11 protein-coding genes are annotated in these 12,623 nt (G+C 70.3%); 2 read left to right on the top strand and 9 right to left on the bottom strand.

All coding sequences use genetic code 11. From position 1 onward, the window contains the following. Positions 1-18 precede the first annotated feature (18 nt). The 7 genes from AB0917_RS09115 to AB0917_RS09085 form a co-directional block, all read right to left on the bottom strand. The gene (locus AB0917_RS09115) at positions 19-666 is read right to left on the bottom strand and encodes a phosphatidylserine decarboxylase (protein WP_366818851.1); all 648 of its coding nucleotides are present in this window, start codon (positions 664-666) and stop codon (positions 19-21) included. Positions 667-846: 180 nt separating this feature from the next. Then, positions 847-2,061, bottom strand: coding sequence for an acyl-CoA dehydrogenase family protein (locus AB0917_RS09110; protein WP_366818850.1), 1,215 nt, complete (start codon positions 2,059-2,061; stop codon positions 847-849). A 46-nt stretch (positions 2,062-2,107) separates the two neighbouring features. Beyond that, entirely contained in the window at positions 2,108-2,611 is a 504-nt protein-coding gene (locus AB0917_RS09105; RefSeq protein ID WP_366818849.1) for a MaoC family dehydratase, read from the bottom strand. Between the two features lie 2 nt (positions 2,612-2,613). After that, positions 2,614-3,588: a CoA ester lyase gene (locus AB0917_RS09100; RefSeq protein WP_366818848.1), complete on the bottom strand. Its 975-nt coding sequence runs from the start codon at positions 3,586-3,588 to the stop codon at positions 2,614-2,616. Next, a complete protein-coding gene (locus AB0917_RS09095) occupies positions 3,585-5,597 on the bottom strand; it encodes a protein meaA (RefSeq protein ID WP_366818847.1) in 2,013 nt (670 codons plus the stop codon). Before AB0917_RS09095 ends, AB0917_RS09100 begins: the two co-directional genes overlap by 4 nt. Before the next feature lie 9 nt (positions 5,598-5,606). Next, positions 5,607-6,944: a crotonyl-CoA carboxylase/reductase gene (gene ccrA / locus AB0917_RS09090; RefSeq protein WP_366818846.1), complete on the bottom strand. Its 1,338-nt coding sequence runs from the start codon at positions 6,942-6,944 to the stop codon at positions 5,607-5,609. A gap of 404 nt (positions 6,945-7,348) precedes the next feature. After that, positions 7,349-8,167, bottom strand: a complete 819-nt coding sequence (locus tag AB0917_RS09085) for a GNAT family N-acetyltransferase (RefSeq protein WP_366818845.1) — start codon at positions 8,165-8,167, stop codon at positions 7,349-7,351. A 156-nt stretch (positions 8,168-8,323) separates the two neighbouring features. Here AB0917_RS09085 and AB0917_RS09080 point away from each other — a divergent pair, with 156 nt between their 5' ends. Beyond that, positions 8,324-9,085, top strand: a complete 762-nt coding sequence (locus AB0917_RS09080) for a restriction endonuclease (RefSeq protein ID WP_366818844.1) — start codon at positions 8,324-8,326, stop codon at positions 9,083-9,085. Here the strand turns inward: AB0917_RS09080 and AB0917_RS09075 are convergent. After that, positions 9,072-9,887, bottom strand: a complete 816-nt coding sequence (locus tag AB0917_RS09075) for a TetR family transcriptional regulator (protein WP_366818842.1) — start codon at positions 9,885-9,887, stop codon at positions 9,072-9,074. The two genes, AB0917_RS09080 and AB0917_RS09075, sit on opposite strands and share 14 nt — an antisense overlap. Positions 9,888-9,978: 91 nt before the next feature. Continuing rightward, a complete protein-coding gene (locus AB0917_RS09070) occupies positions 9,979-11,760 on the bottom strand; it encodes a 3-hydroxybutyryl-CoA dehydrogenase (protein ID WP_366818841.1) in 1,782 nt (593 codons plus the stop codon). 360 nt (positions 11,761-12,120) lie between these two features. Between AB0917_RS09070 and AB0917_RS09065 the strand changes: the two genes are divergently transcribed. Continuing rightward, positions 12,121-12,618: an adenylosuccinate lyase gene (locus AB0917_RS09065; protein WP_366818840.1), complete on the top strand. Its 498-nt coding sequence runs from the start codon at positions 12,121-12,123 to the stop codon at positions 12,616-12,618. Positions 12,619-12,623 lie beyond the last annotated feature (5 nt).

Genomic DNA, 12,623 nt, shown 5'->3' with positions numbered 1-12,623 from the left:
CCGACCTTGGTATCCGGATCAACTACGGTCAATTCGAGTCACCCCCGCGGTGGTGGCCTGGCCGACCTCGACCGCGACATCGATACCTTCCGGAAGGTAGATGTCGACGCGCGAGCCGAAGCGGATCAGGCCGATGCGCTCGCCCTGCTCCACCTTCGTGCCCTGCGGGAGGTACGGCACGATCCGACGGGCGACCGCTCCCGCGATCTGCACCATCTCGATGTCACCGAGCTCGGTGTCGAAGTGCCAGACAACGCGCTCGTTGTTCTCGCTCTCCTTGTTGAACGCCGGAACGAACCCGCCCGGAACGTGCTCGACCGACGTCACGGTGCCGGCCAGCGGCGCGCGGTTGACGTGGACGTTGAGCGGGCTCATGAAGATGGCGACCCGGGTGCGCCCGTCCTTCCACGGCATGATGCTCTGCACCACACCGTCGGCCGGGGAGATGACCCGGCCTTCGGCGATCTCGCGCTCGGGGTCACGGAAGAACCACAGCATGCCCGCCGCGAGCGCGGTGGTGGGCACGGCCACTGCTGCCCAGCGCCCGGACTTGCGGGCGCGGGCCAGGCTGAGGGCCGCGGTGGCGACGGTCGGGAGGAGCCACGGCGATGCTCCGCGTGCGATGCGGACCCCGCCGCGGTTTGCGGAGGTAGAGCTGTCGGGCATGGATGACCTTCGTAGCGGATGATGCCGCGCTGGCAACGGGGGACGGCGGCTTTCCGGCGATGCTATCGGTTGCCGGGCGCAACTGGGCAAGCCAGCAGCCGAGTCGAACTGCGGAATGGCACCCGCCGAGGGTGACTGGGTGTGATCTTCTTCGCCACCAAACCACCTCGAAAGGGACAATCAACCCTGGAATCGGTACTCCTCCAGGAGGCGCCGGCCAATGATCATTTTCTGGATCTCGGCGGTACCTTCACCGATCAGCAGCATCGGGGCCTCGCGGTAGAGGCGCTCGATCTCGTACTCCTTGGAGAAGCCGTAACCGCCGTGGATACGGAAGGCGTCCTCGACGACTTCCTTGCAGAACTCGGAGGCGAGGTACTTCGCCATCCCTGCCTCCAGGTCGTTTCGCTCCCCGGAGTCCTTTTTGCGTGCCGCATTCACCATCATCGCATGGGCGGCCTCGACCTTGGTGGCCATTTCGGCCAATTTGAACTGGATCGCCTGGTGCTGCGCGATCGGCTTGCCGAAGGTGTGGCGCTGCTGGGCGTACGAAACACCCAGCTCGAATGCACGCTGTGCGACACCGCAACCACGCGCGGCGACATTCACCCGGCCGACCTCGACACCGTCCATCATTTGGTAAAACCCTCGGCCGGTCGTGCCCCCCAGGACTCGATTGGCCGGAATGCGCAGGTCGTCCATGATGAGCTCGGTCGTGTCGACGCCCTTGTAGCCCATCTTGTCGATCTTCCCGGGGATGGTCAGGCCGGGCCGGACCTCTCCGAAGCCGGGCTCCTTCTCGATCAGGAAGGTCGTCATCGACTTGTGCGGCGCGGTGGCTGCCTCCTGGCTGGAGTGGCCTTCGTCACTTCGGCAGAGAACGGCCACCAGCGTGGAGGTTCCGCCGTTCGTCAGCCACATCTTCTGGCCGTTGAGGACGTACTCCTCGCCGTCCCGCACGCCCTTCGACGTGATCGCGGAGACGTCCGAGCCGAGCGCCGGCTCCGACATCGAGAACGCGCCCCGCACCTCGCCGAGCGCCATCCGCGGCAGGAACGTGTCCTTCTGCTCCTGGGTGCCGTGCTGCTTGAGCATGTAGGCCACGATGAAATGCGTGTTGATGATCCCCGACACGCTCATCCAGCCGCGCGCGATCTCCTCCACGCACAGCGCGTAGGTGAGCAGCGACTCTCCCAGACCCCCGTACTCCTCGGGGATCATCAGCCCGAACAGGCCGAGTTCCTTGAGCCCCTCCACGATTTCCGTGGGGTACTCGTCGCGGTGCTCCAGCTGGGTCGCGACCGGAATGATCTCCTTGTCGACGAAATCCCGGACCGTGGAAAGGATTTCCCGCTGGATGTCGTTCAGACCGGCGGTCTGGGCGAGTCGCGTCATGACTGCTTCTCCTGTGGCTTCACGCGGTTTGAGGGGGACGACACGCCTAGTTGGCAGGCGTCGGGCGGCCGGGCTGCTCGCCGCCGCGCTCCTTGATGTACGTCTCGGTGGGAACCATCACCTTGCGCCGGAACACGCACACCACGGTGCCGTCCTGCTTGTAGCCCCTGGTCTCCACGTACACGATCCCGCGGTCGTTCCTGGACTTCGACGGGGTCTTGTCCAGCACGGTCGTCTCGCCGTAGATCGTGTCGCCGTGGAAGGTCGGCGCGATGTGCTTGAGCGATTCGACCTCCAGGTTGGCGATGGCCTTTCCGGAGACGTCCGGCACCGACATGCCGAGCAGCAGCGAGTAGATGTAGTTGCCGACGACGACGTTCTTCCCGAAGTCGGTCGTGCTCTCCGCGTAGTTGCTGTCCATGTGCAGCGGGTGATGATTCATGGTCAGCAGGCAGAAGAGGTGGTCGTCGTATTCGGTGACCGTCTTTCCGGGCCAGTGCTTGTAGACGGCACCGACCTCGAATTCCTCAAAGGTGCGTCCGAACTGCATGATCAGGCCTCCGGGGCTTCGAACTTGGAGGTGCGCCGCATTCCGGCGGCCCGCCCCTTGCCCGCGACGACCAGCGCCATCTTGCGGCTGGCCTCGTCGATCATCTCGTCGCCGAGCATCGCGGAGCCCTTCTTGCCGCCCTCCTCGGAGGTGCACCAGTCGTAGGCGTCGAGGATCAGCTCGGCGTGGTCGTAGTCCTCCTGCGAGGGCGAGAACACCTCGTTGGCGGCGTCGACCTGGCCCGGGTGCAGCACCCACTTGCCGTCGAAGCCGAGGGCGGCGGCACGGCCGGCCACCTCGCGGTAGGCGTCCACGTCACGGATCTGGAGGAACGGGCCGTCGATCGCCTGGAGATCGTGCGTGCGGGCCGCCATCAGGATGCGCATCAGGATGTAGTGGTACGCGTCCGCCGGGTAGCCGGGCGGCTGCTGGCCGACGACCAGGGTCTTCATGTTGATGGAGGCCATGAAGTCGGCCGGGCCGAAGATCAGCGTCTCCAGGCGGGGTGAGGCGGCGGCGATGTCGTCGATGTTCACCAGGCCCTTGGCGTTCTCGATCTGCGCCTCGATGCCGATCCTGCCGACCTCGAAGCCCATCGTCTTCTCGATCTGGGTCAGCAGCAGGTCCAGCGCCACGACCTGCTGGGCGTCCTGGACCTTCGGCAGCATGATGCAGTCGAGGTGGGGGCCCGCGCCCTCGACGACCGTGATGACGTCCCGGTACGTCCAGTGCGTCGTCCAGTCGTTGACCCGTACGACCCGGGTCTTGCCGCTCCAGTCACCGTTGTTGAGCGCGTCCACGATGGTGTGGCGGGCGCCCTCCTTGGCCAGCGGCGCGCAGGCGTCCTCCAGGTCCAGGAAGACCTGGTCGGCCGGGAGGCCCTGGGCCTTCTCCAGGAAGCGCGGGTTCGAGCCGGGTACGGCCAGACACGAGCGACGCGGGCGCAGCCGGTTCACGGGCGTGGTGGGCGTGGTCATGCGGAGACCTCCAGAGGGTCGAGCTTGTTCGCTTTCCGGATCTCGTCGACGATACGGCCGATGATCTCCGTGATACCGAAGTCCTTCGGGGTGAAGACGGCGGCCACACCGGCTTCGATGAGCGCCACGGCGTCGGCGGGCGGGATGATGCCGCCGGCGATCACCGGGATGTCCGGCGCCCCGGCCTCGCGCAGCCGGTGCAGCACGTCGGGCACCAGCTCGGCGTGCGAGCCGGAGAGGATGGACAGGCCCACGCAGTGCACGTCCTCGGCGAGCGCCGCGTCGGTGATCTGCTCGGGGGTCAGCCGGATCCCCTGGTAGACCACCTCGAAGCCGGCGTCCCGCGCGCGTACGGCGATCTGCTCGGCCCCGTTGGAGTGCCCGTCCAGACCCGGCTTGCCGACCAGCAGGCGCAGCCGCCCCACGCCCAGGTCGGCGGCGGTACGGGTGACCTTCTCGCGGACCAGCGCCAGCGGGGTGCCCGCCTCGGCGGTGACCGCGACGGGGGCCGAGGAGACCCCGGTGGGCGCCCGGAACTCGCCGAAGACGTCCCGCAGCGCCCAGGACCATTCGCCCGTGGTGACGCCCGCGCGGGCGCACTCGACGGTGGCCTCCATCATGTTCTCGGTGCCCGCGGCGGCCTTCTTCAGCGCGGCCAGCGCCTCCGTCGCCCTCGCCTCGTCGCGGTTGTCCCGCCACTCGTGCAGGGCGGCGACGACCCGCGCCTCGTTCTCGGGGTCGACGGTCATGATCGCGCCGTCGAGGTCGGAGGTGAGCGGGTTGGGCTCGGTCGTCTCGTAGATGTTGACGCCGACGATCTTCTCCTCGCCGCCCTCGATCCTCGCCCGCCGGGCCGCGTGCGAGGAGACCAGCTCCGACTTGAGGTAGCCGGACTCGACGGCCGCCATCGCGCCGCCCATCCGCCGGATGCGGTCCATCTCCGCGAGCGACTCCTCGACCAGGGCCTCCACCTTGGCCTCGATGACGTGCGAACCGGCGAAGATGTCCTCGTACTCCAGCAGGTCGCTCTCGTGCGCCAGCACCTGCTGGATCCGCAGCGACCACTGCTGGTCCCACGGGCGGGGCAGCCCCAGCGCCTCGTTCCAGGCCGGGAGCTGCACCGCGCGGGCGCGGGCGTCCTTGGAGAGGGTGACGGCCAGCATCTCCAGGACGATGCGCTGGACGTTGTTCTCCGGCTGCGCCTCGGTCAGGCCGAGGGAGTTGACCTGGACGCCGTAGCGGAAGCGGCGCTGCTTCGTGTCCGTGATGCCGTACCGCTCGCGGGTGACGCGGTCCCAGATGCGGCCGAAGGCGCGCATCTTGCACATCTCCTCGATGAAGCGGACGCCCGCGTTCACGAAGAACGAGATCCGGGCGACCACGTCACCGAACTTCTCCTCCGGGACCTGCCCCGAGTCGCGGACCGCGTCGAGCACCGCGACGGCGGTCGACATGGCGTACGCGATCTCCTGGACCGGGGTCGCCCCTGCCTCCTGGAGGTGGTAGCTACAGATGTTGATCGGGTTCCACTTGGGGATGCGGTTGACCGTGTACGTGATCATGTCCGTGGTCAGCCGCAGCGAGGGCACCGGCGGGAAGACGTGAGTCCCGCGCGAGAGGTACTCCTTCACGATGTCGTTCTGCGTGGTCCCCTGGAGCTTGGTGGGGTCGGCCCCCTGCTCCTCGGCGACCACCTGATAGAGCGCCAGCAGCCACATGGCGGTCGCGTTGATCGTCATCGAGGTGTTCATCTGCTCCAGCGGGATGTCCTGGAACAGCCGGCGCATGTCACCGAGGTGCGAGACGGGAACACCGACGCGGCCCACCTCGCCGCGGGCGAGAATGTGGTCCGGGTCGTATCCGGTCTGCGTTGGCAGATCGAAGGCGACCGACAGACCCGTCTGGCCCTTGGCGAGGTTGCGGCGGTACAGCTCGTTGGACGCCTCGGCGGTCGAGTGGCCGGCGTAGGTCCGCATGAGCCAGGGCCGGTCCTTCTGACGTTCGTTCATCACAGAACCTCAGACGTTGCGGAAGCGGTTGATGGCGTCGATGTGCTGGTCGCGCATCTCCTGGTCGCGCACGCCCAGGCCCTCGCGCGGCGCCAGCGCCAGGACGCCGACCTTGCCCTGGTGGGCGTTGCGGTGGACGTCATGGGCGGCCTGGCCGGTGTCCTCCAGGGAGTAGACCTTGGAGAGCGTCGGGTGGATCTTGCCCTTGGCGATGAGGCGGTTGGCCTCCCACGCCTCGCGGTAGTTGGCGAAGTGGGAGCCGACGATCTTCTTGAGCGACATCCACAGGTAGCGGTTGTCGTACTCGTGGTTGTAGCCCGAGGTGGAGGCGCAGGTGACGATGGTGCCGCCCTTGCGGGTGACGTAGACCGAGGCGCCGAAGGTCTCGCGGCCGGGGTGTTCGAAGACGATGTCGACGTCCTCGCCGCCGGTCAGCTCGCGGATGCGCTTGCCGAGCCGCTTCCACTCCCGGGGGTCCTGGGTCTGCTCGTCCTTCCAGAACGTGTAGCCCTCGGCGTTGCGGTCGATGACCGCGTCCGCGCCCATCGCCCGGCAGATGGCGGCCTTCTCCGGGGAGGAGACGACGCAGATCGGGTTGGCGCCGCCGGCCAGTGCGAACTGGGTGGCGTAGGAGCCGAGGCCGCCGCTGGCGCCCCAGATCAGCACGTTGTCGCCCTGCTTCATGCCCGCGCCGTTGCGTGAGACGAGCTGGCGGTACGCGGTCGAGTTGACCAGGCCCGGAGCCGCGGCCTCCTCCCAGCTGAGGTGCTGGGGCTTGGGCATCAGCTGGTTGGACTTGACGAGCGCGATCTCGGCGAGCCCGCCGAAGTTGGTCTCGAAGCCCCAGATGCGCTGCTCGGGGTCGAGCATCGTGTCGTTGTGCCCGTCGGAGGACTCCAGCTCGACGGAGAGGCAGTGCGCGACGACCTCGTCGCCCGGGTTCCAGGCGTTCACGCCGGGGCCGGTGCGCAGGACGACGCCCGCCAGGTCCGAGCCGATGACGTGGTAGGGCAGGTCGTGGCGCCGGGTCAGCTCGCTGAGCTTCCCGTACCGCTCCAGGAAGCCGAAGGTGGACAGCGGCTCGAAGATGGAGGTCCACACGGAGTTGTAATTCACCGAGCTGGCCATCACGGCGACGAGGGCCTCGCCGGGGCCGAGTTCGGGGACCGGGACCTCGTCCAGGTGGAGCGACTTGCGGGGGTCCTTGTCGCGGGTCTCCAGCCCGTCGAACATCTCCGTCTCGTCCTTGTGCACGGTGATCGCGCGGTAGGACTCGGGGAGGGACAGGGCCGCGAAGTCGGCGGCCGTACTGTCCTGCGATTGGATCGCGTCCAGGATTTCCTTCACGGTGTTGCCTCCGGTGATGCGGCGTCGAGGGAACGCTTGAGGGGCCCTGCTGGCAGGGGAGCGGTGCGGTGTGGAGGTGTTTGCCGTCGGTTCGGCGAGTGGAGCTATGGCTTGCTCGGGTGGAGCGGAAGGGTGCCTGTGACGCAGGCGTCCGGGCGCGCAGCACGGTGGTTGCGGGGACAGCCGGCGTACGTGAGATCCCAGCACGCCGGCCGCCCGGACACCTTCAACGTATGGCACTCCGTGACACCTGACAAGGCACCCAGTGCCAACAATTTCTCTCACTTGTCATCTCGTAGGCACGCATGAGCAACACGATGGGCGTTACGAGACGTTCTGTCCTGCTGGCGCGCGGCAAGGGGGCGCCCGGCGGAGCGCGATCGGGGTCACGACGCCGGGCGCCCCTACCGCCCGGGTCGGTACACGTACGGCGTCGTCGTGCCCAGCTCCGTGAAGCCGAGCCGGCCCAGGATCGGGGCGGACATGTCGCTCGCGTCGACCTGGAGGTACCGGTAGCCCCGCTCAGCGGCGATCCGCGCCCGGTGGGCGACCAGCGCCCGGTAGAGGCCCTTCCCCCGCCAGGCGGCCACCGTCCCGCCGCCCCAGAGCCCCGCGAACCCCGTGCCCGGGTACAGCTCCATCCGCCCGGAGCAGACCGGCTCCCCGTCGGCGTCCACCGCCATCACCGCCACGAAGTCCTCGGGGGCCTCCTCCAGCCGCCGCACCACCTGGTGGAGCAGGCGGGTCCCGTCGGTGCCGAACGCCCGCTCATGGGCCCTGGCCATCAGCTCGGCCCCCGCCGCGTCGGTCACCGGGCGCAGGGTCACCCCCTCGGGCAGCTCGACCGGCCCGGCCAGTGGCTCCGCCGGAGCCACGAGCAGGGCCTCCGGCGGCTCCGGTACGAACCCGGCCGCCCGCAGCCGTTCCCCCAGGTCGGCCGGGCGGTCGTGGGCGTACAGCTTCCATTCGAACTCCGGCAGGCCCAGGGCCGTGCAGTGCTCGATCTGGGCCGCGACGGCCGCGTCCGCCCCCGCGGCGTCCAGCGCCGGGTTCGACCACACCACCCCGTTCCAGTCGTCCGGGCCGCCCACCTGGCGTACGACGGGGCCGGCGCGCTCGACGCGTACGCCGGGCCCGTCCGGACGGGCGTGCTCCCGCATCTCGCGGTCGAACAGGTCACGTGTCCCGGTGGTCTTCGCACCGGATTCCTCAGGAGGTCGCATCCGCGCACCTCAGCACAGCGGTGATCGGTAAACCAGCGGGTTTCGGCCGCCGCCCATGCGTGACGGCTCGGCTCCCACGCGTCGAAAGCGCGGCTCGGGGCAGGTGGGAGAGACCAGGTGATCTTGAAGTGGTCAGGAAGCAGGGGTGGGGCACCGATGGCGACATCTCTCCGCGGACGAGGCGGCGGCCGGGAGCGCCGCACCCGCTTCGACCTGCGGCGCACCACCTTCGGGTTCGTCCTGGTCGCCCTGGTCGTCGCGGGCGGCGGGGCGGCACTGCGGGCCGCCTGGCGGAGCGCCGGGAGCCACCCGGTCGCCGCCGTGGCCCTGGTCGTGCCGGCCCTCGCCGCCGCCGTGGTGATCCTGCGCCGCCGCCGTCGCGCCCGGCGGGTCGCCAGGACCGTCACGGACGCCGCGTACGGGATCGTCGACGCCGGCCTCGCGGAGCTGGACGCGGCAGGGGCCGCCCGCCCGCAGGGGCGCCCCCGGCCCGCCGGTCCGGTCGACTACGCCGCGCTGGACCCGTACGCCTTCGAGGAGGCCGTGGCCGAACTCTGCCGACGCGACGGCTGCGCGGACACCGAGGTGGTGGGCGGCGCCGGGGACCTCGGCGCCGACGTCCTGGCCACCACCCCGGACGGCCGCCGCCTGGTCGTCCAGTGCAAGCGCTACGGGCCGGAGAACCGGGCCGGCTCCCAGGAGCTCCAGCGCTTCGGCGGCACCTGCTACGCGGTGCACGAGGCGGACATCGCGCTCGTCGTCTCCACCGGCGGCTTCACCGAACCCGCCCTCGACTACGCGCAGCAGTGCGCCATCCTCTGCTACGGCCCCGAGGAGCTGACCGCCTGGAGCGAGGGCGGCGCACCGCCGCCGTGGGTCTCCGCCGAAGAGCGGGCCTCCGGGTTCAGCGCTCCTTGAGCGCCTGCTGGATCGTCCGCATGACCTCGTCCAGCGGGGCGTCCGTACGCGCCAGCGCGACCAGCACCTCGCCCTCCGTGGCCACCGTCGCCGCCGGGGCCCTGGCGGGCTCGGCCTGAACGGTCCGGCCGGCCCCGATGCCGGTGCCGAAGGTGTCGCGCACGATGGCGAAGGCCCGGTCGAGCTGGGCCTCCACATCGCCCTGGCCGTCCGCCCGCAGCCAGCGGCGCAGTACGTGGTTGTGCGCGGTGACCACGGCGGACGCGGCCACCTCCGCCAGCAGCGGGTCGTCGTTGCCCACGTGGTGGTCGCGCTCGTCGAAGTGGCCCAGCAGATAACGGGTGAACAGCCGCTCGTAGCGGGCCACCGACGCGATCTCGGCCTCCCGGAGGGTGGGCACTTCGCGGGTGAGCTTGTAACGGGCCACGGAGACGGCGGGCTTGGCCGCGTACATCTTCATGACCTCCTTGATGCCGCGGCAGACCGTGTCGAGCGGATGCTCGTGCGCGGGCGCGGCGTTGAGGACGGCCTCGGCCCTGACGAGGGTGTCGTCGTGGTCCGGGAAGATGGCCTCCTCCTTGGAGCGGAAGTGCCGGAAGAAGGTCCGCCGGGCGACCCCCGCGGCGCCCGCGATCTCGTCGACGGTCGTCGCCTCGTACCCCTTCGTGGCGAAGAGCTCCATCGCGGCTGCGGCCAGTTCGCGGCGCATCTTGAGCCGTTGGGCGGCGGCACGCGTTCCCGCGGCGGTCTCCGGGGCGTCGGGCGCGGCGGTGGCACGGGGTGACTTGGCGGGCTGGGACATGGCATGAACGTAACGCATCGGCGCAGGGGAGCGCGCCTTCGGGGGCGGGGAGCCGGAGGGCCCCAGCAGCCCGCCCCACCCGGCTCCCGGGTCAGCGACGGGCATATTCGCGGAAGCCACGGCCCGTCTTGCGGCCGAGGCAGCCCGCGGCCACCAGGTGCTCCAGCAGCGGCGCCGGAGCGAGCCCCGGGTCGCGGAACTCGCGGTGCAGCACCTTCTCGATGGCGAGGGAGACGTCCAGCCCCACCACGTCCAGCAGTTCGAACGGGCCCATCGGGTAGCCGCCGCCCAGCTTCATCGCCGCGTCGATGTCGTCCAGCGAGGCGTAGTGCTCCTCGACCATCTTGATCGCGTTGTTGAGGTAGGGGAACAGCAGCGCGTTCACGATGAACCCGGCCCGGTCCCCGCAGTCCACCGGGTGCTTGCGGATCTTCGCGCAGACCGCCCGGACCGTGGCGTGCACGTCGTCGGCGGTCAGGACCGTACGGACCACCTCGACCAGCTTCATCGCGGGCGCCGGGTTGAAGAAGTGCATCCCGACGACGTCCTCGGGCCGCGCGGTCGCCCGTGCGATGGCGATGACCGGCAGCGAGGAGGTGGTGGTGGCGAGCACCGCGCCCGGCCGGCAGACCTTGTCCAGGGTGGCGAAGAGCTGCTGCTTGACCGCAAGGTCCTCGGCGACCGCCTCCACGGCGAGGTCGACCTCCGCGAACGCGTCCAGCGACCCGGCCGCCGTGATCCGGCCCAGCGTCTCGTCCCGCGCCTCGGCGCTGAGCCGCCCCTTGGCCACCGAGCGCTCCAGCGACGTGGCGATCCGGGCCTTGGCGAGGTCCGCCTTCTCCTGGCCGCGCGCCGCCAGGACCACGGCGTACCCGGCCTTGGCGAAGACCTCGGCGATCCCCGAGGCCATCGTGCCGGAGCCGGCGACCCCGACGGACGCCACATCGCGTCCGGCCCCGGAGGCGGTGTCCGGCGCCGGGGTCAGCGCGTCGGCCACGACGCTCCGGCCGCCCGGGGCGTCGTACGTGTAGAAGCCGCGCCCCGCCTTGCGCCCGGTCAGCCCCGCCTCGCTGAGCTGGCCGAGGACGGGGGCGGGGGCGTGGAGGCGGTCGTGGGAGGCGGAGTACATGGCCTCCAGGACCGTACGGGCGGTGTCGATCCCGATCAGGTCCAGCAGGGCGAGCGGGCCCATCGGCAGCCCGCAGCCCAGCTTCATCGCCGCGTCGATGTCCTCACGGGAGGCGTAGTTGGCCTCGTACATCGCGGCGGCCTGGTTCAGGTAGCCGAAGAGCAGTCCGTCCGCGACGAACCCGGGCCGGTCGCCGACGGAGACCGGCTCCTTGCCCAGCTCCCGGGCCAGCCGGGTGACGGTCTCGACGGCGGGCGGCGCGGTCAGCACCGAGGAGACCACCTCGACCAGCTTCATCGCGGGCACCGGGTTGAAGAAGTGCAGGCCCAGCACGCGTTCGGGGCGCAGCGACTCGGCGGCGAGCCGGGTCACCGACAGGGCGTTCGTCCCGGTGGCGAGGATCGCGGTGGGGGAGACGATCGCGTCCAGCTCCCGGAACACCCGCTGCTTGATCTCGTACGTCTCCGGCACGACCTCGATGACCAGCTCGGCCCCGGCGGCGGCCTGGAGGGTGTCGTGGGTACGGAACCGGGCGAGCGCGTCGGCCCGCTCCTGCTCGGTGATCCGCCCGCGCCCGACGGCCCGTGCGGTGGACGCTTCGAGGGAGGTGACGGCCTGCCGGGCGGCCGCCTCGCTGATGTCGATGCCGATGACCTCGCGGCCCGCGAGGGCCAGGACCTCGGCGATGCCGGTGCCCATGGTGCCGAGGCCGACGACGGCAATGGTGGAGAGCGGGGTGTCCATCACGGGACTCCAGGGTGAGTGACGACTGTGGGAGCAGGCGCGCGCGGCGATGAGGGAGCGGCGCGTGGCCTGCGGGATGCGTGTCGTGAAGCGCGGGGCCGGGGCGCTGGGAGCACGCCCGGCCGTGAGGGGTGACGGACTCTGTCCCGGAGTCGCGTCGCACTGAGAACTGCCGAACCGACAAGCACTCCGGGTGGCTGCGTCACCAGGCCACCGGAGCTCGCGGGGAAGTGTGTTCCCGCTCAGATGAGATTAACCGGCGAGTAACGAGCGCGCCACCCCTGACCCTTTGTGCGCTGGACCACACCGGCTCGTTCCGGCCGTTCCGTACGGAGCGTGTTCGTGGATACGCTGAGCGTCATGGATGAGGAGTTCCGTTCACTCGTGGACCGGTTACGTGACGAGGCGGCCGGGTCGGCCGCGTACGGCCTGCTCGTGGCGGTCGACGACGACGAGGTGCTGGCCCGGGTCCTGGTGGAGCCGGGGCGCCCCCTGTGGGCCCGCGAGATCGCCGCCTTCCGGCTCGGCTGCGCGGGCGACCGGCGGGCCTTCGAGGCACTGGTGCTCCTGCTCAACCACCGCGACCCCGAGCGCTGCGTCTCCGCCGCCCACGCCCTGGCCCGCCTGGACGACCCCCGCACGCCCCGGGCCGCCGCCGCGCTGGCCACCAACGCCCTGCGCACCGCCTACGCCCTGCACCCGGTCCGCCTGCTCACCACCCTGCGGGCCCCCGAGGCCGTCCCCGCCCTGGTCACCACCCTCCAGCGCCCACCCAGCGCACGGTGGGGTTGGGCCATACCTCGCGGTCGATGCCGAAGGCGATGCCGTCGAGGGTCACCGAACCGCATTCGCTCTTGAGCACC

This window comes from Streptomyces sp. NPDC007346, assembly GCF_040703535.1.
Classification (GTDB): Bacteria; Actinomycetota; Actinomycetes; order Streptomycetales; family Streptomycetaceae; genus Streptomyces.
This window is presented reverse-complemented; position numbering and strand designations above follow the sequence as displayed.

What these genes read in the sequence shown, in the direction of transcription:
- AB0917_RS09115 (WP_366818851.1), bottom strand. Translation starts at nt 666, where the DNA reads ATGCCCGACAGCTCTACCTCCGCAAACCGCGGCGGGGTCCGCATCGCA.
- AB0917_RS09110 (WP_366818850.1), bottom strand. Translation starts at nt 2,061, where the DNA reads ATGACGCGACTCGCCCAGACCGCCGGTCTGAACGACATCCAGCGGGAA.
- AB0917_RS09105 (WP_366818849.1), bottom strand. Translation starts at nt 2,611, where the DNA reads ATGCAGTTCGGACGCACCTTTGAGGAATTCGAGGTCGGTGCCGTCTAC.
- AB0917_RS09100 (WP_366818848.1), bottom strand. Translation starts at nt 3,588, where the DNA reads ATGACCACGCCCACCACGCCCGTGAACCGGCTGCGCCCGCGTCGCTCG.
- AB0917_RS09095 (WP_366818847.1), bottom strand. Translation starts at nt 5,597, where the DNA reads ATGAACGAACGTCAGAAGGACCGGCCCTGGCTCATGCGGACCTACGCC.
- AB0917_RS09085 (WP_366818845.1), bottom strand. Translation starts at nt 8,167, where the DNA reads ATGCGACCTCCTGAGGAATCCGGTGCGAAGACCACCGGGACACGTGAC.
- AB0917_RS09080 (WP_366818844.1), top strand. Translation starts at nt 8,324, where the DNA reads ATGGCGACATCTCTCCGCGGACGAGGCGGCGGCCGGGAGCGCCGCACC.
- AB0917_RS09075 (WP_366818842.1), bottom strand. Translation starts at nt 9,887, where the DNA reads ATGTCCCAGCCCGCCAAGTCACCCCGTGCCACCGCCGCGCCCGACGCC.
- AB0917_RS09070 (WP_366818841.1), bottom strand. Translation starts at nt 11,760, where the DNA reads ATGGACACCCCGCTCTCCACCATTGCCGTCGTCGGCCTCGGCACCATG.
- AB0917_RS09065 (WP_366818840.1), top strand. Translation starts at nt 12,121, where the DNA reads ATGGATGAGGAGTTCCGTTCACTCGTGGACCGGTTACGTGACGAGGCG.